Genomic DNA, 22,320 nt, shown 5'->3' on the forward strand with positions numbered 1-22,320 from the left:
TCCGCCGAGGAACGCAGAAGAGGTCGGCTCCGAACGGAACCGACCTCTTCTCTGTCGCGGCTGTCGCCGCGGGAGTCAGGATGCGGCGTCGAGGGGCTCCGCGGCCGGCACGAGGTCTGCGTACTGGGGCAGCGAGCCGTCGAGCACGGGCACCTGTGCCGGGGTGGCCTCGCCGTCGCCGGAGACGATGAGCACCTCGACGGTCGCGCCGGGCTTGACGTCGAGGTTCTCGATGCGCAGCGGCATCTTGTCGGCGCCGAGGCTGACGAGGTCCTCGCCGGGCACGCGCAGGGTGAGCTGCTCGCCCGCCACGTCGATGTCGACCGTGCTGGTCTTCGAGCCCTCGTTGATGAACGCCCCGACGAGGTTGCCCACTTCGCCGTCCTCGGTGGTGACCACGAAGACGTTGCGCGCGACGACGTCGCCGCCGGTTTCGTCGAAGGGCACGCCATCGGATGCGGGGTAGGGGTTCGTGGTCGCCTGGTGCGTGATGAAGGTGCATCCGGTCGTGCCGAGCGCGAGCGCCGAGCCCAGGGCGATGACGGCGACGAGACGCGGAGCGATGGACGCAGCAGAGCGCGAGTTCACGGATCCTCCTGAGGTGCGACGGGTGTCCTGCATAAGTGTAGTGGGTCGGGCGTGCGCGGCGACGACCGGACCCGCTCTCGATCCGGCCGGCGCGAACCTTACTGCATAACGGCTGTGGTATGCTGGAGATTGCCGAAAGGACACGTTTTTATGCTTTTTGAGGTTGGCGAAACCGTCGTCTATCCGCACCACGGAGCCGCGACGATCATCGAGGTCAAGGACCGCGTGATCAAGGGGGAGACCAAGAAGTACCTGAAGCTCAACGTCACGCAGGGTGATCTCATCATCGAGGTTCCTGCCGAGAATGTCGACCTGGTCGGCGTTCGCGACGTGATCGGCAAGGAGGGTCTCGAGAACGTCTTCGAGGTGCTGCGCGCCCCGTTCACGGAAGAGCCCACCAACTGGTCGCGCCGCTACAAGGCGAACCTGGAGAAGCTCGCCTCCGGTGACGTGATCAAGGTGAGCGAGGTCGTGCGCGACCTGTGGCGCCGCGATCAGGACCGCGGTCTCTCCGCGGGCGAGAAGCGCATGCTCGCCAAGGCCCGTCAGATCCTCGTGTCGGAGCTCGCTCTGGCCGAGAAGATCGACGAGGACAAGGCCGGCGCCCTGCTCGACGAGGTGCTCGCCTCCTGACCGGTGCGTCGACGACTGGAGTTCGAAGAGGGCGGATGCTGAGGCATCCGCCCTCTTCGCGTCTGCGGTGCGCGATAGCGTGAGAAGGTGACTGCGCTCCCGACCTCCACCACAGCGATCATCGTCGTCGCCGCCGGCTCCGGCACCAGGCTCGGCGCCGGAGCGCCCAAGGCGCTCGTCGACATCGACGGCCGCACCGTGCTGCGGCACGCGCTGGACGGCGTCTTCGCCGCGGCCCCGATGCAGGTCGTCGTCGTGGCCCCGGCCGGTTTCGAGCAGGCAGCTGCCGACGCGCTGCTCGACGCGGATCGGGATCGTGGCCGGCGGGCATCCGTCGTCGTCGGCGGCGAGACACGCCAGGAGTCGGTGGCAGCGGGCCTCGCGGCCCTCCACCCCGAGATCGAGGTGGTGCTCGTGCACGACGCCGCCCGTGCGCTCACCCCCGCCTCCCAGATCGACGCCGTCGCTGGGGCGGTGAATTCGGAGGTCGGGGTCATCCCGGCCCTCCCCGTGGTCGACACGCTCAAGCAGGTGTCGGGCGGCGAGGTCGTCGGCCCCGTCGACCGATCGCTGCTCGCAGCCGCACAGACCCCGCAGGGCTTCCCTCGTCAGCCGCTCCTGGCCGCCTACGAGCGGGCCGCGCGGGCGGGGGACGAGCACACCGACGATGCGGCGCTGTTCGCGGCGGCAGGCGGAACCGTACGCAGCATCCCGGGATCCGAGCGCGCGTTCAAGATCACCACCCCGGCGGATCTGGAGCACGCGCGGATGCTCGTGGGAGGGCCGATGCCGGTCGCGCCCGTGCTGCCCCGCATCGGCGTCGGCACCGATGTGCACGCGTTCGGCGGCGACGGGAACCTGTGGCTGGCGGGGCTCGAGTGGCCCGGCGAGCAGCCGCTGTCCGGTCACTCCGACGGGGATGCCGTGGCGCACGCCATGGTCGACGCGCTGCTCGGTGCGGCCGGACTCGGCGACATCGGCCAGCACTTCGGCACCGCCCGGCCGGAGTACGCCGGTGCGCACGCCGACTTCTTCCTCGCCCGCACCGCGGCGATGCTCGCCGAGGCCGGTTTCGCGATCGGCAACGTGTCGGTGCAGTTCCAGGGCAACAGGCCGCGGTTCAGCACCCGCCGTGCCGAGGCCGAGCGGGTGCTCTCATCAGCTCTGGGCGGTGCCACGGTCACCGTCTCGGCGACCACCACCGACGGGCTCGGGTTCCCCGGGCGCGGCGAGGGCATCTCCGTGACCGCAGTGGCGCTCGTGCACCGGATCTGACGGCGGGCCCACGCCCAGGTGCGCGACGCGTCGCCCCGGTAGTCTTGTGCAGTGACGATCCGCCTGTACGACACTCGCGCGCAGCAGCTGCGCGACTTCGCCCCGCTCGATGCCTCGAACGTGACGATGTACGTCTGCGGTCCCACCGTGCAGTCCGGCCCGCACATCGGGCACGTGCGCGCCGCTCTGAGTTTCGACCTGCTGCGTCGCTGGCTCGAGCACCGATACGGGCGGGTGACGTTCGTGCGCAACGTCACCGACATCGATGACAAGGTGCTCGCCAACGCGACCGAGACCGAGCCGTGGTGGGCGCTCGCGTACCGCATGGAGCAGGAGTTCTCGCAGGCGTATTCCGCTGTCGGCATCCTGCCGCCCACCTACGAGCCGCGCGCGACGGGGTTCATCCCGCAGATGCACGACCTGATCGCCGCCCTCATCGGGCGCGGACACGCCTACGCCGCAGCGGACGACTCGGGCGACGTCTACTTCGACGTGCGCTCGTGGTCCGAATACGGCTCACTCACCCGTCAGTCGGTGGATGCCATGGAGGCGGCGGCGGACGCCGACCCGCGCGGCAAGCGGAGCCCGCAGGACTTCGCGCTGTGGAAGGGCGCGAAGAGCGACGAGCAGGCGGATGCCGTGTGGGATTCACCGTGGGGACGCGGCCGCCCCGGCTGGCACATCGAGTGCTCGGCGATGTCGAAGCGCTACCTCGGCGCGGAGTTCGACATCCATGGCGGTGGGCTCGACTTGCGCTTCCCGCACCACGAGAACGAGCTCGCGCAGTCGACCGCGGCCGGTGACGGCTTCGCGCGGTACTGGGTGCACAACGGACTCGTCACGGTGGGCGGTCAGAAGATGTCGAAGTCGCTGGGCAACTTCACCCTCGCCGCCGATGTGCTCTCCGCTCAGCACCCGCTCGTCGTGCGCTACGCCCTCGCCGCCGCGCACTACCGCTCGAGCCTGGATCTGACCGAGTCGTCGTTCGCGGAAGCCGATTCCGCGCTCGGACGCATCCGGTCGTTCCTCGAGCGCGCCGCGCGACGGCCCGCCGGGCTCGCGACGGCGGAACCGCCGTCGACGGGAGCGGAGCCGAGCTCCGCCCTGCCGGCCGCCTTCGCGGCCGCGATGGACGACGACCTCGGCGTCCCGCAGGCGCTCGCCGTGCTGCACGAGACCGTGCGGGCGGGCAACAGCATGCTCGATGCCGGCCGCGGCGCCGACGCGCAGCTCGCGGCGCTGCAGGTGCGCGAGATGGCGGGCATCCTCGGCGTCGACCCGCTCGCACGAGAGTGGGACACCGACACCACGGACCGGGCTGAGGCATCCGCCCTGGACACGCTCGTGAAGACGATGATCACCCAGCGCGCGCAGGCGCGCGCGGAGAAGGACTGGGCCTCGGCCGATCGCATCCGTGATGCGATCGCCGCGGCAGGAATCACTCTGGAGGACACTCCGGACGGAACGCATTGGAGTATCGATGGCTAAGCCTGGCCGCCCCGGAGCGGGCAACAGCAAGAAGAAGGGTGCCACCAAGGGCACCGGCGGTCTCGGCCGCAAGGCGCTCGAGGGTCGTGGTCCCACGCCCAAGGCCGAGGACCGCAGCTGGCACGTCGCCGGCAAGCGCAAGGCCGCCCAGGAGCGCTTCGCCGCCGCCGGCGGCAAGGGCAAGGCGGGCGGGCAGAAGCCGCAGAGCCGTGACATGAACCGTCAGTCGCGCAGCAAGGCGACCGATGACACCGAGACCGTCACCGGTCGCAACTCGGTGCTCGAGGCCCTGCGGACGAAGATCCCCGCGACGACGTTCTACATCGCCCAGCGCGTCGAGATGGACGATCGCGTCAAGGAGATGCTCTCGATCGCGCGGAACCGCGAGATCCCCGTGCTCGAGGTCACCCGCCAGGAGCTCGACCGCATGGCCGGGTTCGACGGAGTGCACCAGGGCGTCGCACTGAAGGTGCCGCCGTACGAGTACGCGCACCCGCAGGATCTGCTCGAGCAGGTCATCGATCGCGGTGAGATGCCGCTGTTCGTGGCCCTCGACGGCATCACCGATCCGCGCAATCTCGGCGCGATCATCCGCTCCACCGCAGCGTTCGGCGGTCACGGCATCATCCTGCCGCAGCGCCGCTCGGCGAGCGTGAACAGCGCGGCGTGGAAGACCAGCGCCGGGGCGGCTGCACGCCTGCCCGTCGCTCTGGCCGCGAACCTCACCACGCTGCTGAAGGAGTTCAAGAAGCAGGGCGTGTTCGTGCTCGGTCTCGACGGCGGGGGAGATGTCGCGCTTCCCGCGCTGGAGCTCGCCGATCGTCCCGTCGTGATCGTGGTCGGCTCGGAGGGCAAGGGACTCTCGCGCCTGGTCACCGAGACCTGCGATCAGATCGTGTCGATCCCGATCTCGTCGGCGACCGAGTCGCTGAACGCCGGCATCGCGGCATCCGTCGCGCTGTACCAGGTGTCGACCGTCCGAGCCGCCGCGGAATAGGACGCGCACCCGCGCGACTTGTACTCGGTGAACCCGTTCGAGCATCGGAAGGAACACGGATGTCCCGCATCGTCGTCATCGGAGGAACCGGCTACGCCGGATCGCACATCGCCCGCGAGGCGGTGAGCCGAGGGCACGAGGTGACGGTGATCTCCCGTCAGGCGCCGGACGCCCCGCTCGACGGCGCGCAGTACGTGCAGGGCTCGGTGCTCGACCTCGACGCCCTCGGGGATGTCTTCGACGGTGCTGACGCCGTCGTCTCTGCGCTCTCACCGCGCGGCGATATGGAGAACGAGGTCATCGGGGCGCTGCGGGGCCTGATCAAGAGGCTCGCCGGCACCCCGAGCCGCCTCGGCGTCGTCGGCGGAGCAGGCGGCAGCCTGGTCGCCCCGGGCGGACCGCGCCTGTTCGACCAGGGCTTCCCCGAGGAGTACAAGCACGAGGCGCAGGTGGGCATCGACTCGCTCGAGCTGCTGCAGCAGACCGATGACCTGGAGTGGTTCTTCATCCATCCTGCCGAGGTGTTCGGTCCCTGGGTAGAAGGCGAGCGCACCGGCCGCTACCGGGACGGCGGCGACGTGCTGGTTCGGGATGCCGACGGGAACTCCACCATCTCGGGCGCGGACTTCGCGATCGCCGTCGTCGACGAGATCGAGCAGCCCAAGCATCGCAACGACCGCTTCGCGGTCGGCTACTAGCGCTAGACGAGGTCGCGCCAGTCGATCGCGGCGGTGTCGTCTGAGACCTCGACCGAACCGGTTTCGACCGGAACGCCCAACGATTCGGTGGGCGGTCCCATGATGGTCGCTTCGTCGCGACGGTGCCGCAGCACGTCGTTGATGTAGCTCGTGAGCACCTCGGCGAGCGGCACCGACCGCGACTGCGCCTGCGACAGGTACCAGCGGTGCTCGAGCACCTGGTGATACACCTCGGCGGGCTCGAGCTTGGCGCGCAGGTCGTAGGGGATGGCGCGCACGACCGGCTCGAACACGCGGGTCAGCCATTCGTGCGCGTACATCTCCTCTTCGGTCCATGCCTTGGTCGAGCGCACCCGGAACTCGTCGAGGTCGTTGAGCAGCCGACGGGCCTGGTTCTCCTCCACGTCGAGACCGGTGAGGCGGATCAGCCGTCGCTGATGGTGCCCGGCGTCGACAACCTTCGGCTGGATGCGCACGGTCGTGCCGTCGGCGGTGGTCTCCATCGACATCTCGTCGATGTCGAAGCCGAGTGCATTGAGCTTCTCGACGCGCTCGGTGATGCGCCAGGTCTCCCCGGTCGAGAACGTCTCCTCGTCGGTGAGCGCCGCCCACAGCGACCGATACGACGAGACAATGCCGTCGGCGATCTCGAGAGCATCCACACCGCGCTCCAGACGGCCGCCGGCGGCGAGGTCCATGATCTCTCCGGCGATGTTCGTGCGCGCGAGGTCGAGGTCGTATGCGCGCTGACCGTCGGTCAGTCCCTCCTCGTGCAGTTCACCTGTCTCGGCATCCACCAGATATGCGGCGAACGCGCCGGCGTCGCGCCGGAACAGGGTGTTCGACAGGGAGACGTCTCCCCAGTAGAACCCCACGTTGTGCAGCCGCACGAGCAGCAGGGCGAGCGCGTCGACCAGGCGGGTGGCCGTGTCCGGACGCAGCACCTGGGTGAACAGCGCGCGATAGGGCATCGAGAAGCGCAGATGCGAGGTGACGAGCGCGGCGGGCAGCGCCCTGCCGTCATCATCCGTGCGTCCGGCGATCACCGCGACCCGGCTGACACAGGGCACATCGAGGCGGCCGAGGTTGCCGAGCATGTCGTACTCGCGCTGCGCCATCTCCGCCGTGGTCTCCTTGACCGCAACGACGCGTCCCGACAGATCCGCGAAGCGCACGAGGTGGCGTGAGAGCCCCTTCGGCAGCGACACGATGTGCTCGGACGGCCACTTGCCGAGCGGGGTCGACCACGGCAGGCTCAGCAGCCCCGGATCGATCGAGCTGGCGGTGATGCGCAGCGACTCCTGCATGTTTCCTCCGGAAAACACCGCGGCGCGGGAGACCGACAGGTCTGCCCGCGCCGCGTGTGCTGATTCGTCAGGCCGAGACGACCGGCTTGTCGTTGAGGCGCTCGCCCGACTCGATGTCGAACGCGTGCACGTGGCCGGCGTTGGCCGCCAGCGTGACCGTCTCGCCGGCGTTGGGGTGGCTGCGGCCGTCCACGCGGGCGACGATGTCGGTGCGCTTGCCGTTGATCTCGGTGTGGCCGTACAGGTAGCCGTCGGCGCCGAGCTCCTCGACGAGGTCGACGACGACCGAGAGGCCCTTCCCGTCGGCGGGACCGACGGTGATGTCCTCCGGGCGCACACCCACGGTGACCTGGCTGCCGGTGGCGCGCCCGACGGTGTCGCGGTCGAGCGGCACGATCTCGGTGCCGAAGCGCACGCCGCCCTCGGCGAGGTCAGCCGAGAACAGGTTCATCGCCGGCGAGCCGATGAAGCCGGCCACGAAGACGTTGTTCGGCCGCTCGTACAGGTCGCGCGGGGTGCCGACCTGCTGCAGGATGCCGTCCTTGAGCACCGCGATGCGGTCGCCCATCGTCAGGGCCTCGGTCTGGTCGTGCGTGACGTAGACCGTGGTGACGCCGAGCCGGCGCTGCAGCGAGGCGATCTGGGTGCGCGTCTGCACGCGCAGCTTGGCGTCGAGGTTCGACAGCGGCTCGTCCATGAGGAACACCTGCGGCTGGCGCACGATCGCGCGGCCCATGGCGACGCGCTGACGCTGACCACCCGAGAGGGCCTTCGGCTTGCGGTTCAGGTACTCCTCGAGGTCGAGGAGCTTGGCGGCCTCGAGCACGCGGCTCGCGCGCTCCTCCTTGCCGATGCCGGCGATCTTCAGCGCGAAGCCCATGTTCTCGGCCACGGTCATGTGCGGGTACAGCGCGTAGTTCTGGAAGACCATCGCGATGTCGCGGTCCTTCGGCGGCACGTCGGTGACGTCGCGGTCGCCGATCAGGATGCGGCCGCCGTTGACCTCTTCGAGGCCGGCGAGCATGCGCAGCGATGTCGACTTTCCGCAGCCGGACGGGCCGACGAGGACGAGGAACTCGCCGTCGGCGATCTCGATGTTCAGCTTGTCGACCGCGGGGCGAGTGCCGCCGGGGTACAGGCGGGTGGCGTCGTCGAACGTAACGGTGGCCATGGTTTCTCCTTCACCGGCAGGTACGTGCCGGACGATCCGTTGTGATGGAAGCGGCGGACGCTGCCCGCCGTGACCCGCCATCGGGTCGGGATCAGTATGGCACGACCGAGCGCGTCTGGGTATTTCTCAGGCTGCCTGGTTAGCATCGAACCCGGCGCCGCAGTCTCCGCGGCCGCGGGATCACCCTTCCCACCCGATCTTCAAGAGGAACGATGTCGAGCGACGAAACGCCGAACGTCCCCGTCGCTCGCCATTCGCGCGAAGCGGTGCGGGAGAAGGCACAGTTGGTGCACGCCCAGCAGTCTCGGGCACGACTGATGCGGCGGCTCATCATCGGTCTCGTCGCGATCCTCGCGGTCGGCTCGATCGGCGCCGCCGTGGCCTACGCCGTCAGCTCGTCGATCTCGAAGCCGCAGCTCAGCCCCAGCGGGATGTCCGACGACGGCGTCACGGTGACCGAGGTCTCTGCGGCGCCGTCCGCACCGGGAGCGACACCGGCGCCGACGGAGAGCGCGGCGGAGACGGGTGAGAGCGCGACCCCGGCACCGGATCCGTCCGCCACCGCGGGAGCCAAGCCCACCGAGATCCACATCTACGTCGACTATCTCTCGGCGGGAGCTGCGGAGTTCGAGCGTGCGAACGCGCGTCAGCTCGCCGGCTGGATCTCGGAGGGGGCCGTCACCGTGACCTACCACCCGGTCGCCCTGCTCACCGCCAGCTCCAACGGGACGAAGTACTCGCTGCGTGCGGCCGCCGCGGCCGCGTGCGTCGCCAGCTACGCGCCGAACAGCTTCTACGACTACAACCACGAGCTGCTCACCGGTCAGCCGGAGCCTGACAGCGACGGTCGCAGCGACGCCGATCTGGCTGACCTGGCTGTCGCGGTCGGTGTGTCGGATGCCAAGAAGGTGCGCTCGTGCATCGAGAAGCAGGATTTCGTGTCGTGGGCGAAGGCCGCCACCGATCGAGCTCTCGAGGGCCCGCTGCCGGGCACCGACGACATGAAGCTGAACAACGAGGCGCTGATCCTCGTCGGCGGCAAGTCCTATGTCGGGGCTCTGAACGACCCCGCCGAGTTCTCGCAGTTCGTGCTCACCATCGCGAGCGACGAGTACTTCGGCGCCACGAAGCCGACCCCGACCCCCACCCCGACCACGACGCCCGCCTCCTGATCTGCTCGACAGCGCGGGCGACCCGCCTGCCGTCGCTATGCTGGATGGCGGCTCGCCGACTTGGCGCAATTGGTAGCGCACCGTACTTGTAATACGGGGGTTACGGGTTCGAGTCCCGTAGTCGGCTCCACACACGAGGCACGTGCACCCGCGAGGGGCGCGTGCCTCGTCCGCATCAGAAGAGGGTCTGCGCGCCCCTGTCGTCGCCGCGCGGCACGGCGGCGACCCGCTCGTCGAGACCGGCGGCCGCGAGCAGCGCCTCGTCGATGAGATCGCGGGTGGGGTCGCCATGCAGCCAGTCGTCGGCGAACGCCGTGGGGATCAGCACCGGCATCCGGTCGTGGATGTCCGCCAGGTGCGGGGGAGCGGGACGCATCACGATCGAGTAGCAGGTCACCCCGTCGCCGTCAGGGGTGCGGCCGCGCTGGGTGACCGCGGCCATCGAGAACAGCACTCCCCGGCCCAGACCGAACTCGTGCCAGATCCGCTCGGGCTTCTGCATCTCGTACCAGCCTGTCGCCGGGACGAGGCCGCGCGTACGCAGCGCACCTGGTCGGTCCTGCAGACGCTCGGAGCGGGTGTTGATCGACGGGAACCTCGCCGGCTGTCCATCGACGAGGAATCCCCACCAGGCGGCTTCGAGGGCGGCTGCGCCGTCGGTCGCGGTGACCACGGGATTCAGGTTCCGCAGGTTCCTCCCCGTCGGTCGCAGAGTCTCGCCCGCGTTGTGCTGCGCCCACGAGCGCAGTCCGTCGAGCACGGCCTCGTCGGCGTCGGCCAGCCCCTCGGCGTCGGTGAAACGGGGATCCAGTCCGTAGCTCGCGCACATGCCCACAGAGTATCGGCGAGCGGCGACGCGGTGCAGACACCCGCGCGAGCGATGAGCTGGGCTCGGCCCGGTAGTCTGAAGCGAGTGACGCCCCCTCGCCCGCTGCCCGCCTGGATCGCCCTCGGCGGCGCTGTCGCGATCGGCTCGATGACCGCCATCCAGGCCCGGATCAACGGCGTCCTCGGCGTGCGCATCGACGACGGCATCGTCGCCGGTCTCATCTCCTTCGCGGTGGGGCTCGGTCTCCTCGTCGTGGTGGTGCTCGCGCTGCCATCCGGGCGAGCGGGCCTCGGGCGGCTGCTGACGGGCATCCGCTCCCGCACCATCCCGTTCTGGATGCTTCTCGGCGGCACGTGCGGTGCTCTGACCGTCACCACGCAGGGACTCGTCGCCGGTGTGCTGGGAGTGTCGCTGTTCACCGTCGGCGTGGTGGCGGGCCAGACGCTGCACGGCCTGCTGCTGGACCGCATCGGCGTCGGCCCCTCGGGGATCGTCGCCGTCACGCCGGGGCGCGTGATCGGCGGTGCGCTCGCGCTCGCCGCCGTCGGCATCTCGCTGGGCGGAGACGTGCTCGCGACCGCGCCGCTGTGGTTGCTGCTGCTCCCGTTCGCGGCCGGTGCGGGCATCGCGTGGCAGGCTGCGGCGAACGGTCGCCTCGCCCGCCGGGTCGCGTCGCCCCTCACGGCCACGCTGATGAGCTTCGTCGCCGGCACCGTGGTGCTGCTGGCGGGTGCCGCGGTCAGCGTCTCGACCAGGGGGATGCCCGGCGCGCTCCCGGCCGAGCCGTGGCTGTACCTGGGCGGCCTGCTCGGCTTCGCCTACATCCTGCTCGGCGCCTGGCTGGTGCCGTACACCGGCGTGCTGCTGCTCGGGCTCGGCAGCGTGCTCGGACAGCTGGTGACGTCGGTGGTGATCGATGTCGTCTGGCCGGTCGACCGCGGCCCGGCGACGTGGCAGCTCGCCGCGATGATCGTGGTCGCGGCGGCATCGGTGGTCGCCGCCGTGCCACGGCGGCGCTGAGTCAGCGCGACCCGCGCTTCGACGCCCTGTCCTTCTTCTTCTTCTTCTTCGGAGCGCTGGCCCTCTTCAGGGCATCGCCCTTCGCCGGGGCGTCGTCCTTCGTCGATGCCGCCGGCATGGCCCCGAGCAGGGCGTCGGCGTCCACCGGCTTGCGACGACCGGGCTGCTTGCCGTCGGGCTTGCCGCCGACGTAGAGCCAGCCCAGCAGCTCTTCGTTCTTCTTCAGGCCGTGCGCCTCGGCGACGGCCTTCGTGCGGGTCAGACCTCCGGTGCGCCAGATGACGCCCCACCCCGCCTCGTCCAGCAGAAGGCTGAGGGTGTGCGCGACGCCCGAGGCCACCGCCTCCTGCTCCCAGCGCGGCACCTTGTCACTCTTGCGGTACGAGGCGACGACGGCGAGCAGCAGCGGGGCGCGCATCGGCTTCGTTGAGGGCTTGTCGTCTCCGTCGGCCTTCGCCAGTGCGGCGCCCAGCGTCAGGCGGTCATCGCCGCGCAGCTCGATCAGCCGCCAGGGGCGCAGCGACGAGTGGTCCGCCACGCGCCCTGCCGCTTCGACCAGCGGCAGCAGCTGCTCGCGGGTCGGGGCATCATCGGTCACGCGCGACCACGACGCTCGGCGCCGGACGGCGTCGAGCGCGCTCACGAGGGGTCGGGGGTGAACGACAGCGCCACGGAGTTCATGCAGTAGCGGTCGCCGGTGGGGGTTCCGAACCCGTCGGGGAAGACGTGGCCGAGGTGCGACCCGCACGCCGCGCAGCGCACCTCGGTGCGCACCATGCCGAGCGAGGTGTCCTCGATGAGCTCCACGGCCTCGGGGCGCACCGACTCGTAGAAGCTCGGCCACCCGCAGCCCGAGTCGAACTTCGTGCCGCTGCGGAACAGCTCCGCATCGCACGCGCCGCAGGTGTAGAGCCCGGCGCGCTCCTCATCGAGCAGCTCTCCCGTCCAGGGGCGTTCCGTCGCCGCTGTGCGCAGCACCGCGTACTGATCGTCGCCGAGCTCGGCGCGCCACTCTGCATCCGTCTTGTTCACGCTGTAACCCATGCATCCATTCTCTCGCTTCTGCGACCCGCGCGGGCCGTGGGGTGCTCGACCGGCGCGGGCTGAACGCTGGGACAATGGCGGAATGACGGATGCTGTCGCCGAGCGCTACGACCGGTTCGCCCGCGCGGAGGCGCCAGGACGCAGCGACGTGTACGTCGAGTGGGCGACGGGGGTCGCGACGGATGCCGCCGTGCAGGGCGTGCTCGAGCGGCTGACGCCGCAGCAGCGGCAGCCTCCGCTGGTGTTCGCCGTGTCGCGACTGCTCGGTGCGCCCGTGGGCGGCTACCGGCCATGGCGCGACTTCGTGCTCGCGCACGCCGACGAACTGGTGACGGAATGCGCGCGTCGCGGCGTGCAGATCAACGAGCCGCTCCGGCTGGCCGCGCTGCTGCCGGCGCTGAGCCTGATCGAAGGGCCGATCGCGCTGCTCGAGCTGGGCGCCGCGGCGGGCCTGTGCCTGTATCCCGACCGGTACTCGTTCCGGATCGACGGCGCGGACGGCCGCGCCCGACGTCTCCTCGACCCGTCGGACGGGCCGTCGGCCGTGCGCCTGCGCAGCGCCGTGTCGGGCGGGCTGCCCGAGCTGCGTGTGCCGGAGGTGACCTGGCGTGCGGGCATCGACCTCGACCCGATCGACGTGCGCTCGCCCGCCGATCGCACCTGGCTCGAGTCGCTCATCTGGCCGGGGGAGCACGAGCGCAGCGAGCGGATCGCCGCGGCCATGGCGATCGTCGCGGCCGACCCGCCGATGCTGCGCTCCGGCGACGCGGTCGAGCAGCTCGAGGCGGTGGTCGCCCAAGCTCCTGCGGGAGCGAAGCTGGTCATCACCACACCCGGCGTGCTCGTCTACCTGCCCCGACCGCGCCGTCTGGAGCTGATCGAGCGCATCCGCGCGCTGGACGCGCACTGGGTCACGATCGATCCCCCCGCGCTGCACGACGCCTGGCGGCCGGCGATCGATCCCGCCGCGTTCCGTGGCTTCGCGGTCGCTCTCGACGCACGCGTGGTCGCTGACGCCGACCCGCTCGGGCGCTGGTGGGAGTGGCATCCGGGGATCGGACCGGATGCCGCGTAGCCTGGGCGCATGCTCGGTGGACTATCCGATCGCGATCGCGCGATTCTGACGCTGGAGGCGGCCTGGCCGCGCCACGGCGGCATGAAGGAGGAGACCATCCGCGCGCAGCTGGGCATGAGTCCGGCGCGCTACTACCAGCTCCTCGGTCGGCTGATCGAGACAGAGGCGGCGCTGGAGTTCGACCCGCTGCTCGTGCGCCGACTGCGCCGGCTGCGTGACTCGCGAGCCGTGCAGCGCACCGCGCGCATGCGCGGTTTCGTCGGCTGACGACGCCGTCCTGCAGGCCCCTGCGGCGCGCTCCGCTCCGTGTGGACTCTCGGCGACCGCCCGCTAGCATCGAGGGGTGCAGAAGCTCTCCCGCGATCGATTCGACGACGTTGCGCGCGCCACCGGACGCGTCGGCGCGCACCGCGCCGAGCAGCCGGGGATGAACGGTCTCGTCGTGCTGCTGTGGTCGGCCGCCGTCGCGCTCGTGCTCATCGTCTGCGGGATCTTCGTGTCGCTGGTGATGATGGATCGCATCTCGCTGTTCGGCGGAGACGAGGCGGCCCCGGTGGCGACCCAGCCCGGTGTCGTCGCCCAGGTCGACACGTCGTATCGCGTGCTGATCCTCAACGCCACGTCGGAGAAGGGGCGGGTCGCGGAGGTGCGCGAGAAGCTGCTCGCCGAGGGATGGTCGACCGACGACGTGTTCGGCAGCGACGGCGCGTCGCAGGAGTTCTCGAAGACGACCGTGTTCTACGTCGAGGATGCCGACGAGGGGGCCGCCCTCGGACTCGCCGACGTGCTGGGCGGAGTCGATGTGCAGCAGAGCGATTTCTACGCCGCGATGAACGACTCCGAGCGACCGCAGCTTACGGTCGTGATCGGCGTGGACGAGGCGACGTCCGACCCCGCCGCCGAGACGCCCGCGCCCTGACGCGCGGTCCGTCCGTCCGGACGCGCAGCTTGCACTCTCATGGGTCGAGTGCCAGACTGGTGTTAGCACTCGAACAGTTGGAGTGCTAATACCCCATCGCCTACGTCCGGGAGGGACGAAAGACTCATGGCAAAGATCATCGCTTTCGATGAGGAGGCCCGTCGTGGCCTCGAGCGCGGCCTGAACACCCTGGCCGACGCCGTCAAGGTGACCCTCGGCCCGCGTGGTCGCAACGTCGTGCTCGAGAAGAAGTGGGGCGCTCCCACGATCACGAACGACGGCGTGTCGATCGCCAAGGAGATCGAGCTCGACGACCCGTACGAGAAGATCGGTGCGGAGCTCGTCAAGGAGGTCGCCAAGAAGACCGACGACGTCGCCGGTGACGGAACCACCACCGCGACCGTCCTCGCTCAGGCCCTGGTCCGCGAGGGTCTGCGCAACGTCGCAGCCGGCGCCGACCCCATCTCGCTCAAGCGCGGCATCGAGAAGGCCGTCGCCGCCATCACCGAGGACCTGCTGAAGAGCGCCAAGGAGATCGAGTCCAAGGAGCAGATCGCCGCCACCGCGTCGATCTCGGCCGCTGACCCCGCCATCGGCGAGCTCATCGCCGAGGCCATCGACAAGGTCGGCAAGGAGGGCGTCGTCACCGTCGAGGAGTCGCAGACCTTCGGCACCGAGCTCGAGCTCACCGAGGGCATGCGCTTCGACAAGGGCTACCTGAACCCCTACTTCGTGACGGACCCGGAGCGCCAGGAGGCTGTCTTCGAGGACCCGTACATCCTCATCGCCAACCAGAAGATCGGCAACATCAAGGACCTGCTGCCGGTCGTCGACAAGGTGATCCAGGACGGCAAGGAGCTCGTCATCATCGCCGAGGACGTCGAGGGCGAGGCTCTCGCGACGCTCGTGCTCAACAAGATCCGCGGCATCTTCAAGTCGGTGGCCGTCAAGGCGCCCGGCTTCGGTGACCGTCGCAAGGCCCAGCTGCAGGACATCGCGATCCTGACCGGCGGCCAGGTCATCACCGAAGAGGTCGGCCTCAAGCTCGAGAACACCACGCTCGACCTGCTCGGCCGTGCACGCAAGGTCATCGTCACCAAGGACGAGACCACGATCGTCGAGGGTGCGGGCGAGCAGTCCGCCATCGAGGGCCGCGTCACCCAGATCCGTCGCGAGATCGAGAACACCGACAGCGACTACGACCGTGAGAAGCTGCAGGAGCGCCTCGCGAAGCTGGCCGGTGGCGTCGCCGTCATCAAGGCGGGCGCCGCGACCGAGGTCGAGCTCAAGGAGCGCAAGCACCGCATCGAGGACGCCGTCCGTAACGCGAAGGCCGCCGTCGAGGAGGGCATCGTCGCCGGTGGTGGCGTCGCGCTGCTGCAGTCGGCCAAGGTGCTCGACACCCTCGACCTCGAGGGCGACGAGGCGACCGGTGCGAACATCGTCCGCGTCGCGACCGGCGCTCCGCTGAAGCAGATCGCGATCAACGCCGGCCTCGAGCCGGGCGTCGTGTCGCACAAGGTCTCCGAGCTCCCCGCCGGCCACGGTCTGAACGCGGCCACCGGAGAGTACGGCGACATGTTCGCACAGGGCATCATCGACCCGGCCAAGGTCACCCGCTCGGCGCTGCAGAACGCGGCGTCGATCGCCGGCCTGTTCCTGACCACCGAGGTCGTCGTCGCCGACAAGCCCGAGAAGGCTCCGGCCATGCCGGCTGACCCGTCGGGCGGCATGGACTTCTGATCCCGAGGATCTGAAGCACTGCTTCGAATGCCCCCTGCCTCCGGCAGGGGGCATTCTGCGTGCGTGGACTAGGCCTGCATCAGCGGAACAGGCTCGCCGAGTACTGGTCGGCGTCGGCGTACTGCGCCGCAGCCGAGCCGAGCGCTCCGCTGATCGATCCCAGCACCTGCTCGACGTGCATCTGCGCTCCGCGCCACTGCTCGCTGCACTGCTGGAACGCGGCGGCCGCGGTGCCGGTCCACGACGACTGCAGCTGGTTCAGCTGCGCCATGAGCGCGGCGGACTCGCTCTGCAGCCGTTCCATGGTCGCGTACGCGGCGCCGTTGGCGGCCTGGACGGCGTCGGTGTCGACGGTGAAGACGGACATGGGGGCTCCTCTCGATGGGGTTTCGAGACTAGGAGGATGCCCGATGCGCCACGGCGCCTGTGCACGGCATCCGTGCACAAGTCGCCGTGGGCCGCGGATGTGCAGGGCGGGTCGTGCTCAGCGGTCCAGGCGCTCGATCGGCTGCGTCTCCTCCAGCAGATGCGCGGGAGTGGACCGGCTCGGGGCGAGCGGCAGCGCGACGATGAACGTCGCTCCGCCGCCCGGAGTCTCCTCGACCGAGACCGAGCCGTGCAGCGATTCGATGATCGACGCGACGATCGCGAGCCCCAGGCCCGACCCGCCGGTCTCCCTCGCACGTGAGGTATCGGCCCGCCAGAACCGCTCGAAGATCTGCTCGCGGATCTGCGGCGGGATGCCCTCGCCGTGGTCGACGATCGAGATGGTGCCCACGCCCCGGCTTCGATCGGCGCCCACGACGAGCTCGATCGGGCTGTCGCTGGGCGAGAACCGGCGCGCGTTGCCGAGCAGGTTCGTGATCACCTGCCGCACCTTGTTGTCCTCCCCGAGGACGATCGGGGGCGTACGCACCGGGGCATCCGTCGCCTCGGTGAAGTCGATCTCGGGAACGGGCACCGCCGTCTTCGGACGTCGCCGCAGGCGGGCCAGCGGGTTCGCCGGACGCGGCGTCTCGACGCTCGTCGGCGGCGCGGTCGGCGCGCTGATCGGCGCCTTCGCATGCAGCCGAGGCGCCGCGAGTTCGTCGGCCGTGGTGTCGATGACGGTGATCGTGCGTCCGGGGGCGGTCACCCGCAGGTCCAGAGCCGCATCCCGGGCGATGGGCCGCAGGTCGAGCGGCTCGATCTGCAGTTCCCTGGAGCGCTCCTCGTCGAGGCGCGCGAGGGCCAGGAGATCCTCGACGAGCACGCCCATGCGGATCGCCTCCTTCTCGATGCGCTCCATCGCCCGCGCGGTGTCCTCCTCGCCGGTGATCGCCCCCATCCGGTACAGCTCGGCATAGCCGCGCACGCTCACCAGCGGGGTGCGCAGCTCGTGACTGGCGTCGCCGATGAATCGCCGCATGTTCTGCACGGTGCGGTCGCGCTGCGCGAGGGAGCGGTCGACGCGATCGAGCATGGTGTTGATGGCCGAGTTGAGCCGGCCCACCTCGGTGGTCGGCTCGAGGTCGGTGAGGCGCTGGCTGAAATCGCCGGCGGCGATCGCCATGGCCGTCGACTCCACGTGTCCCAGCCGGCGGAAGGTCAGGGTCACGAGTCCGCGGGTGAGCAGCGCGGCGAGCAGGATGGTGACCAGGGCGACCGTGGTGTACACCGCGACGTAGGTGGCCACGATGCGGTCGGCCTCGTCGAGCGGCAGGGCGACGATCTGCACGTACGTGAGGCCCTGGGGCTCCTGCGCCGACTGCGCAGAGGCGACCGCGCTGTACGTCTCGCCGTCGTCGCCGTTCAGGGTGATCACCTGGTCGCCCTGCGCGACGGTGTCCTGCAGGGTGAAGACCTCGGGGAACTCGGGGCGAGGGCCGGATGCCTGACCGCCGGCCTCGGCCACGAACTCGCCGTTCGCCGTGTAGAACGCGACCATGAACTCGGTGGGGCGCGGTGCGACTTCGGTCGGCTCGAACAGCAGCCTGCCGCCGTCGGCCGACACGTCGAAGAAGCGCTCCGCCTGACCCGTGGTGGCGAGCGCCGGCAGCTGCGAGTCGATGTTGTTGACCATCGCGCCGCGCAGGATGGGCACCGTGCCGATGCCGGCGATCATCAGACCGAGGGCGAGCACGGCCACGGTGACGCCGGTGACCTTCGCGCGCAGGCTGATCCGCCGCCACCACCGGGTGACGGAGTCGGGCTCGCCTGCCATGACGGTCTCGGACCGGGGTCCGCTACGCGGACTTGCCGACCTTGAGCATGTAGCCGAAGCCGCGCTTGGTCTGGATCACCGATTCCTCGGTGTGCGGGTCGATCTTGCGGCGCAGGTACGAGATGTAGCTCTCCACGATGCCCGCGTCGCCGTTGAAGTCGTACTCCCACACGTGGTCGAGGATCTGCGCCTTCGACAGCACGCGGTTCGGGTTGAGCATGAGGTACTTCAGCAGCTTGAACTCGGTGGGGCTGAGCTCGATCGGCACCTTGCCGACGAAGACGTCGTGGGTGTCCTGGTCCATCGACAGCTCTCCGGCGCGGATCAGCGACTCCTCGTCGGTCTGCATCGTGCGACGCAGGATCGCCTGCGCACGGGCGACGATCTCGTCGAGCGCGAAGGGCTTGGTGACGTAGTCGTCGCCGCCCGAGTTCAGGCCCTCGATCTTGTCCTGCGTGTCGTCCTTGGCGGTGAGGAAGAGGATGGGCGCGGTGAAGCCAGCGCCGCGCAGGCGCTTGGTGACGCTGAAGCCGTTCATGTCGGGCAGCATCACGTCGAGGATGATGAGGTCGGGCTCCTCCTCGAGGACGGCCGAGATGGTGGCCGCCCCGTTGGCCACCGTCCGCACCGTGAACCCGGCGAAGCTGAGACCTCGGGAGAGCAGGTCGCGGATGTTCGGCTCGTCGTCGACGACCAGGATTCGCGCATCAGTCATGCCCCCATTATGGTGACTTCGCCCCTGCATGCGCTGATTGTGTTCGGCGCGGGGGTCAGGATGCCAGGGCCGCGTCCACCGCGACGGCGACGACGTCGTCGACCGGCGCGGTCGGGTCGACCGTGATGCGGTGCAGGAGCAGGCCGTCGCAGGCGGCCATCAGGAACGGCGCGCGGGCGGCCGCCCTGACACCGCCGAGTTCGAGCAGGATGCCGCGGATCCATGCCTCCATGCCCAGCCGCTGCGCGCGCAGGGGACGGGCGGCGTCCTCGTCCGCTTCGAGGAACAGCGCGTACCTCGCCCTGGTGCGACCGGCGAGGGGCCCCGACTGCACCTCGATCATCCGGCTGAGAGCGGCCACGAGCTCGTCGCGGGAGCGGATCGCAGGGGCCCCGGCATCCTCTCGCTCCGCGGTGGCCATCCACTCGATCACCCCGGAGACCAGGGCCGCCCTCGTGCGGAAATGATTCGACGTCGATCCGGCGGGGAGGGCCGCCGCCGCGTCGACTCTGCCGTGCGTGAGCGCGCGGATGCCCTCGCTGCCGATGAGCTCGACGGCAGCCTCCAACGCGCGGCGACGGGTGCTGCTCACGAGGCGACCCTCTTCACTACTACTTCCATAGTGACAAACTACTATGAAAGTAGTAGCCTGAGGTACAGGGCCGCTGCCGACCCGCTGAGCAACTGGGAGGCTCATCATGGACGTACCGGCATCGCCGCAGCCGTCGCTTCATCGCGACTGGTCTCCTCCGCTCCCGATCGCGCCGGGCTTCGAGCACCTGGTCATCGAGACTCCGGGTCTGCGCAGCCACGTCGCGGTGATGGGCGACGGGGAGCCGGTCGTGCTGCTGCACGGCTTCCCACAGCACTGGTGGGAGTGGCGACGCATCGCGCCGCGACTCGCCGCGCACGGCTACCGCGTGATCTGCCCCGATCTGCGCGGTTCGGGATGGACGGAGGCCGACGACCCCGAGATCGGTCGCACCTCTATGCTCGCCGACCTCGTCGCGGTGCTCGATGTGCTGCGCGTGGACAGCGCACACGTCGTCGGTCACGACCTCGGCGCCGTCGTCGCCGGCCAGGTCTCCTACGCGCATCCGGAGCGGGTTCGCTCGGTCGTGCAGCTCGCGGTGCCACCCGGCTTCATGACGTTCAGCACCAAGCTCCTCCCCGCCTTCACGCACATGCCCGCCCTGCTGAGGCATCGGCAGGGACGCTCGCTCTCTTGGCTGTTCGGCCCGCAGTACGCCGCGAAGCCCCTGACGGACGACGTCCTGGACGGGTACCTGCGGGTGCAGGCGCGTGCCGGGTTCGGCGCGGCCGTCCGCCGGCTCTACCGCGGCATGATCGTCCCCGAGGCGATCCGCCTGTCCAGCGGGTACTACCAGCGCCGTCGGCTGCGGCCACCCATGCTCGCGGTGTTCGGGCGTCAGGACGGACCGTTCGCCGAGCAGACGGTCCGCCGCATCTGTCGTGGCTCCGATCGGTACGCCGACCGCTTCGACCTGGCTTTCGTCGACGGCGCCGCGCACTTCATCGTCGACGATGCGCCGGACGCCGTCGCCGACCTCTGCCTCGACTGGTTCGCCCGCAACGCCGGCGTCGCCGCCCAGCGGGGGTAGCCTCGCCTGATGGACGACGTCGACGATGAACAGCGCGGCGACAGCGCCTGCTGGCTGTCGAAGGTGTGCCCCGAATGCGGGGCCCTGCTCGACGACCCCGCCGCGCCGTGCTGGCGCTGCGGCGTGAAGCCCGGCGCGGAGAGCCGCTGAGGTCGGTCCGGTGGCTCAGGCCGCCAGGTCCACGGCATCCATGATCGTGTAGCTGTACCCCTGCTCGGCGAGGAAGCGCTGCCGATTCTGCGCGTAGTCCTGGTCGACCGTGTCGCGAGCGATGAGGGTGTAGAAGCTGGCGGTGTGGTTCGACTGCTTGGGTCGCAGCAGTCGGCCCAGACGCTGCGCCTCCTCCTGCCGCGAGCCGAACGAGCCCGACACCTGGATCGCGACGGACGCCTCGGGAAGGTCGATCGAGAAGTTCGCGACCTTCGACACCACCAGCAGGGAGATCTCGCCCTCACGGAACTGCCGGTAGAGCTCCTCGCGCTCATCGATCGGAGTCGCGCCGGTGATCTGGGGCGCGTTCAGCGCCTGCGACAGGCTCTCGAGCTGATCCAGATACTGCCCGATGACCAGGATGCGCTCGCCGGGGTGCTTCGCTATCAGCTCGCGCACCGCGGTGATCTTCGCCGGGGCCGACGCCGCCAGGCGGTAGCGCTCGTCGTCGGTGGCGGCGGCGTACTCGAGCCGGTCGCTCGGCGGCAGGTCGACGCGGACCTCGTAGCAGGCCGCGGGGGAGATGAACCCCTGCGCCTCGATCTGCTTCCACGGCGCGTCGAACCGCTTCGGGCCGATCAGGCTGAACACATCGCCCTCCCGGCCGTCCTCGCGCACGAGCGTCGCCGTCAGGCCGATGCGGCGGCGCGCCTGCAGGTCTGCCGTCAGCTTGAACACCGGGGCGGGCAGCAGATGAACCTCGTCGTACACGATGAGGCCCCAGTCCATCTCGTCGAGCAGCGACAGGTGCGCGTACTGTCCCTTCCGCTTCGCCGTGAGGATCTGGTACGTCGCGATCGTGACCGGCTTGACCTCCTTGGCCTGACCGGAGTACTCGCCGATCTCCTCGGGAGTGAGCGAGGTGCGCTTGAGCAGCTCGTCGCGCCACTGCCGCGCGGAGACGGTGTTGGTCACCAGGATCAGCGTCGTCGTCCTGGTCGCGGCCATCGCCCCGGCGCCGACGATCGTCTTGCCCGCGCCGCACGGCAGCACGACCACGCCTGAGCCGTCCTTCGAGAACGCGTCGACCGCCTGACGCTGGTACGGCCGCATCGCCCAGCCGTCCTCGTCGAGATCGATCTCGTGCGGGGTGCCGGGGGTGTACCCGGCGAGGTCCTCGGCGGGCCAGCCGATCTTCAGCAGCTCCTGCTTGATCTGGCCCCGCGCCCAGGCGTCGATGACGTAGCTGTCGGAGGAGGGGTGCCCGACGAGCAGCGGCTGGATGCGCTTGTTGTTCGCCACCTGTGCGAGCACAGCGGGATCCGTGGAGCGCAGCACCAGCAGGCCCTCGTCGTCGCGCTCGATCACGAGCCGACCGTAGCGGTTCACCGTCTCGCGCAGGTCGACCGCCACCGACGGCGGCACGGGGAAGCGCGACCAGCGGTCGAGGGTCTCGAGCATGTCTTCGGCGGTGTGCCCGGCTGCGCGGGCGTTCCACAGCCCCAGTCGCGTGATGCGGTAGGTGTGGATGTGCTCGGGCGCTCGCTCCAGCTCGGCGAAGATCGCCAGCTCGTGGCGCGCGGATTCCGCGTCGGCGTGCGCGACCTCGAGCAGCACGGTGCGGTCGCTCTGGACGATCAGGGGGCCATCAGACATAGCAGACCAGTCTAC

General features: G+C 69.9%; 24 protein-coding genes and 1 tRNA gene. 14 read left to right on the top strand and 11 right to left on the bottom strand.

Annotated elements, in window-relative coordinates:
• Positions 1–75 precede the first annotated feature (75 nt).
• Positions 76–588 carry a hypothetical protein gene (locus H9633_RS09100; RefSeq protein ID WP_083428563.1) on the bottom strand — a complete coding sequence of 171 codons (513 nt, stop codon included), beginning with the start codon at positions 586–588 and terminating at the stop codon, positions 76–78.
• A gap of 150 nt (positions 589–738) precedes the next feature.
• Between H9633_RS09100 and H9633_RS09105 the strand changes: the two genes are divergently transcribed.
• The 5 genes from H9633_RS09105 (at position 739) to H9633_RS09125 (ending at position 5,679) form a co-directional block, all read left to right on the top strand.
• Entirely contained in the window at positions 739–1,221 is a 483-nt protein-coding gene (locus H9633_RS09105) for a CarD family transcriptional regulator (protein WP_071640539.1), read from the top strand.
• An 87-nt stretch (positions 1,222–1,308) separates the two neighbouring features.
• Positions 1,309–2,496, top strand: coding sequence for a 2-C-methyl-D-erythritol 4-phosphate cytidylyltransferase (gene ispD, locus H9633_RS09110; protein WP_191712850.1), 1,188 nt, complete (start codon positions 1,309–1,311; stop codon positions 2,494–2,496).
• Between the two features lie 51 nt (positions 2,497–2,547).
• Complete coding sequence (gene cysS / locus H9633_RS09115; RefSeq protein ID WP_191712851.1) at positions 2,548–3,984, top strand: cysteine--tRNA ligase; 1,437 nt, start codon at positions 2,548–2,550, stop codon at positions 3,982–3,984.
• Entirely contained in the window at positions 3,977–4,981 is a 1,005-nt protein-coding gene (rlmB, locus tag H9633_RS09120) for a 23S rRNA (guanosine(2251)-2'-O)-methyltransferase RlmB (RefSeq protein WP_071640544.1), read from the top strand. Before cysS ends, rlmB begins: the two co-directional genes overlap by 8 nt.
• A gap of 59 nt (positions 4,982–5,040) precedes the next feature.
• The gene (locus H9633_RS09125) at positions 5,041–5,679 is read left to right on the top strand and encodes an NAD(P)-dependent oxidoreductase (RefSeq protein WP_191712852.1); all 639 of its coding nucleotides are present in this window, start codon (positions 5,041–5,043) and stop codon (positions 5,677–5,679) included.
• A gap of 2 nt (positions 5,680–5,681) precedes the next feature.
• On the opposite strand, the gene H9633_RS09130 is transcribed toward H9633_RS09125, so the two are convergent.
• Positions 5,682–6,986: a DUF4032 domain-containing protein gene (locus tag H9633_RS09130; RefSeq protein ID WP_191712853.1), complete on the bottom strand. Its 1,305-nt coding sequence runs from the start codon at positions 6,984–6,986 to the stop codon at positions 5,682–5,684.
• A 67-nt stretch (positions 6,987–7,053) separates the two neighbouring features.
• Positions 7,054–8,157 (bottom strand): ABC transporter ATP-binding protein, encoded by a 1,104-nt coding sequence (locus tag H9633_RS09135; protein ID WP_071640550.1) that lies wholly within the window; start codon positions 8,155–8,157, stop codon positions 7,054–7,056.
• A 212-nt stretch (positions 8,158–8,369) separates the two neighbouring features.
• Here H9633_RS09135 and H9633_RS09140 point away from each other — a divergent pair, with 212 nt between their 5' ends.
• Complete coding sequence (locus H9633_RS09140) at positions 8,370–9,329, top strand: DsbA family protein (protein WP_071640552.1); 960 nt, start codon at positions 8,370–8,372, stop codon at positions 9,327–9,329.
• 54 nt (positions 9,330–9,383) lie between these two features.
• A tRNA-Thr gene (locus H9633_RS09145) sits at positions 9,384–9,459 on the top strand.
• A 45-nt stretch (positions 9,460–9,504) separates the two neighbouring features.
• Here H9633_RS09145 and H9633_RS09150 read toward each other — a convergent pair.
• Entirely contained in the window at positions 9,505–10,158 is a 654-nt protein-coding gene (locus H9633_RS09150; RefSeq protein WP_191712854.1) for an SOS response-associated peptidase family protein, read from the bottom strand.
• Positions 10,159–10,272: 114 nt separating this feature from the next.
• Between H9633_RS09150 and H9633_RS09155 the strand changes: the two genes are divergently transcribed.
• A complete protein-coding gene (locus H9633_RS09155; RefSeq protein WP_071640587.1) occupies positions 10,273–11,178 on the top strand; it encodes a DMT family transporter in 906 nt (301 codons plus the stop codon).
• 1 nt (position 11,179) lies between these two features.
• On the opposite strand, the gene H9633_RS09160 is transcribed toward H9633_RS09155, so the two are convergent.
• Positions 11,180–11,821: a nitroreductase family protein gene (locus H9633_RS09160; protein WP_191712855.1), complete on the bottom strand. Its 642-nt coding sequence runs from the start codon at positions 11,819–11,821 to the stop codon at positions 11,180–11,182.
• A complete protein-coding gene (gene msrB, locus H9633_RS09165; protein WP_071640554.1) occupies positions 11,818–12,222 on the bottom strand; it encodes a peptide-methionine (R)-S-oxide reductase MsrB in 405 nt (134 codons plus the stop codon). Before msrB ends, H9633_RS09160 begins: the two co-directional genes overlap by 4 nt.
• A gap of 82 nt (positions 12,223–12,304) precedes the next feature.
• Between msrB and H9633_RS09170 the strand changes: the two genes are divergently transcribed.
• The 4 genes from H9633_RS09170 (at position 12,305) to groL (ending at position 15,959) form a co-directional block, all read left to right on the top strand.
• Positions 12,305–13,297: a DUF2332 domain-containing protein gene (locus tag H9633_RS09170; protein WP_191712856.1), complete on the top strand. Its 993-nt coding sequence runs from the start codon at positions 12,305–12,307 to the stop codon at positions 13,295–13,297.
• Between the two features lie 9 nt (positions 13,298–13,306).
• Positions 13,307–13,564, top strand: a complete 258-nt coding sequence (locus H9633_RS09175; RefSeq protein WP_071640558.1) for a DUF3263 domain-containing protein — start codon at positions 13,307–13,309, stop codon at positions 13,562–13,564.
• A gap of 76 nt (positions 13,565–13,640) precedes the next feature.
• Positions 13,641–14,216, top strand: a complete 576-nt coding sequence (locus H9633_RS09180; RefSeq protein WP_318247242.1) for a LytR C-terminal domain-containing protein — start codon at positions 13,641–13,643, stop codon at positions 14,214–14,216.
• Between the two features lie 126 nt (positions 14,217–14,342).
• Positions 14,343–15,959, top strand: coding sequence for a chaperonin GroEL (gene groL / locus H9633_RS09185; protein ID WP_071640560.1), 1,617 nt, complete (start codon positions 14,343–14,345; stop codon positions 15,957–15,959).
• A 79-nt stretch (positions 15,960–16,038) separates the two neighbouring features.
• On the opposite strand, the gene H9633_RS09190 is transcribed toward groL, so the two are convergent.
• From H9633_RS09190 to H9633_RS09205, 4 genes are all read right to left on the bottom strand, one after another.
• Positions 16,039–16,326 (bottom strand): WXG100 family type VII secretion target, encoded by a 288-nt coding sequence (locus H9633_RS09190; protein ID WP_071640562.1) that lies wholly within the window; start codon positions 16,324–16,326, stop codon positions 16,039–16,041.
• A gap of 117 nt (positions 16,327–16,443) precedes the next feature.
• The gene (locus H9633_RS09195) at positions 16,444–18,162 is read right to left on the bottom strand and encodes a sensor histidine kinase (RefSeq protein WP_191712857.1); all 1,719 of its coding nucleotides are present in this window, start codon (positions 18,160–18,162) and stop codon (positions 16,444–16,446) included.
• 22 nt (positions 18,163–18,184) lie between these two features.
• Positions 18,185–18,877: a response regulator transcription factor gene (locus tag H9633_RS09200; protein WP_071640566.1), complete on the bottom strand. Its 693-nt coding sequence runs from the start codon at positions 18,875–18,877 to the stop codon at positions 18,185–18,187.
• 55 nt (positions 18,878–18,932) lie between these two features.
• Positions 18,933–19,469 carry a TetR/AcrR family transcriptional regulator gene (locus H9633_RS09205; RefSeq protein ID WP_191712858.1) on the bottom strand — a complete coding sequence of 179 codons (537 nt, stop codon included), beginning with the start codon at positions 19,467–19,469 and terminating at the stop codon, positions 18,933–18,935.
• 106 nt (positions 19,470–19,575) lie between these two features.
• Between H9633_RS09205 and H9633_RS09210 the strand changes: the two genes are divergently transcribed.
• Positions 19,576–20,499 (top strand): alpha/beta fold hydrolase, encoded by a 924-nt coding sequence (locus tag H9633_RS09210; protein ID WP_191712859.1) that lies wholly within the window; start codon positions 19,576–19,578, stop codon positions 20,497–20,499.
• 9 nt (positions 20,500–20,508) lie between these two features.
• On the top strand, positions 20,509–20,649 hold the full coding sequence (locus H9633_RS09215) for a hypothetical protein (RefSeq protein ID WP_191712860.1): 141 nt from the start codon (positions 20,509–20,511) through the stop codon (positions 20,647–20,649).
• Positions 20,650–20,664: 15 nt separating this feature from the next.
• Here the strand turns inward: H9633_RS09215 and H9633_RS09220 are convergent, their stop codons facing one another.
• On the bottom strand, positions 20,665–22,305 hold the full coding sequence (locus tag H9633_RS09220; protein WP_191712861.1) for a DNA repair helicase XPB: 1,641 nt from the start codon (positions 22,303–22,305) through the stop codon (positions 20,665–20,667).
• Between the last annotated feature and the right edge of the window lie 15 nt (positions 22,306–22,320).

Source organism: Microbacterium commune (genome assembly GCF_014836945.1).
GTDB classification, from domain to species: domain Bacteria; phylum Actinomycetota; class Actinomycetes; order Actinomycetales; family Microbacteriaceae; genus Microbacterium; species Microbacterium commune.

Coding starts and splice junctions, on each gene's coding strand:
- H9633_RS09105 (WP_071640539.1), top strand. CDS start 739: ATGCTTTTTGAGGTTGGCGAAACCGTCGTCTATCCGCACCACGGAGCC.
- H9633_RS09130 (WP_191712853.1), bottom strand. CDS start 6,986: ATGCAGGAGTCGCTGCGCATCACCGCCAGCTCGATCGATCCGGGGCTG.
- H9633_RS09125 (WP_191712852.1), top strand. CDS start 5,041: ATGTCCCGCATCGTCGTCATCGGAGGAACCGGCTACGCCGGATCGCAC.
- H9633_RS09220 (WP_191712861.1), bottom strand. CDS start 22,305: ATGTCTGATGGCCCCCTGATCGTCCAGAGCGACCGCACCGTGCTGCTC.
- H9633_RS09210 (WP_191712859.1), top strand. CDS start 19,576: ATGGACGTACCGGCATCGCCGCAGCCGTCGCTTCATCGCGACTGGTCT.
- rlmB (WP_071640544.1), top strand. CDS start 3,977: ATGGCTAAGCCTGGCCGCCCCGGAGCGGGCAACAGCAAGAAGAAGGGT.
- H9633_RS09215 (WP_191712860.1), top strand. CDS start 20,509: ATGGACGACGTCGACGATGAACAGCGCGGCGACAGCGCCTGCTGGCTG.
- H9633_RS09190 (WP_071640562.1), bottom strand. CDS start 16,326: ATGTCCGTCTTCACCGTCGACACCGACGCCGTCCAGGCCGCCAACGGC.
- H9633_RS09150 (WP_191712854.1), bottom strand. CDS start 10,158: ATGTGCGCGAGCTACGGACTGGATCCCCGTTTCACCGACGCCGAGGGG.
- H9633_RS09175 (WP_071640558.1), top strand. CDS start 13,307: ATGCTCGGTGGACTATCCGATCGCGATCGCGCGATTCTGACGCTGGAG.
- msrB (WP_071640554.1), bottom strand. CDS start 12,222: ATGGGTTACAGCGTGAACAAGACGGATGCAGAGTGGCGCGCCGAGCTC.
- H9633_RS09200 (WP_071640566.1), bottom strand. CDS start 18,877: ATGACTGATGCGCGAATCCTGGTCGTCGACGACGAGCCGAACATCCGC.
- H9633_RS09135 (WP_071640550.1), bottom strand. CDS start 8,157: ATGGCCACCGTTACGTTCGACGACGCCACCCGCCTGTACCCCGGCGGC.
- groL (WP_071640560.1), top strand. CDS start 14,343: ATGGCAAAGATCATCGCTTTCGATGAGGAGGCCCGTCGTGGCCTCGAG.
- H9633_RS09140 (WP_071640552.1), top strand. CDS start 8,370: ATGTCGAGCGACGAAACGCCGAACGTCCCCGTCGCTCGCCATTCGCGC.
- H9633_RS09195 (WP_191712857.1), bottom strand. CDS start 18,162: ATGGCAGGCGAGCCCGACTCCGTCACCCGGTGGTGGCGGCGGATCAGC.
- H9633_RS09170 (WP_191712856.1), top strand. CDS start 12,305: ATGACGGATGCTGTCGCCGAGCGCTACGACCGGTTCGCCCGCGCGGAG.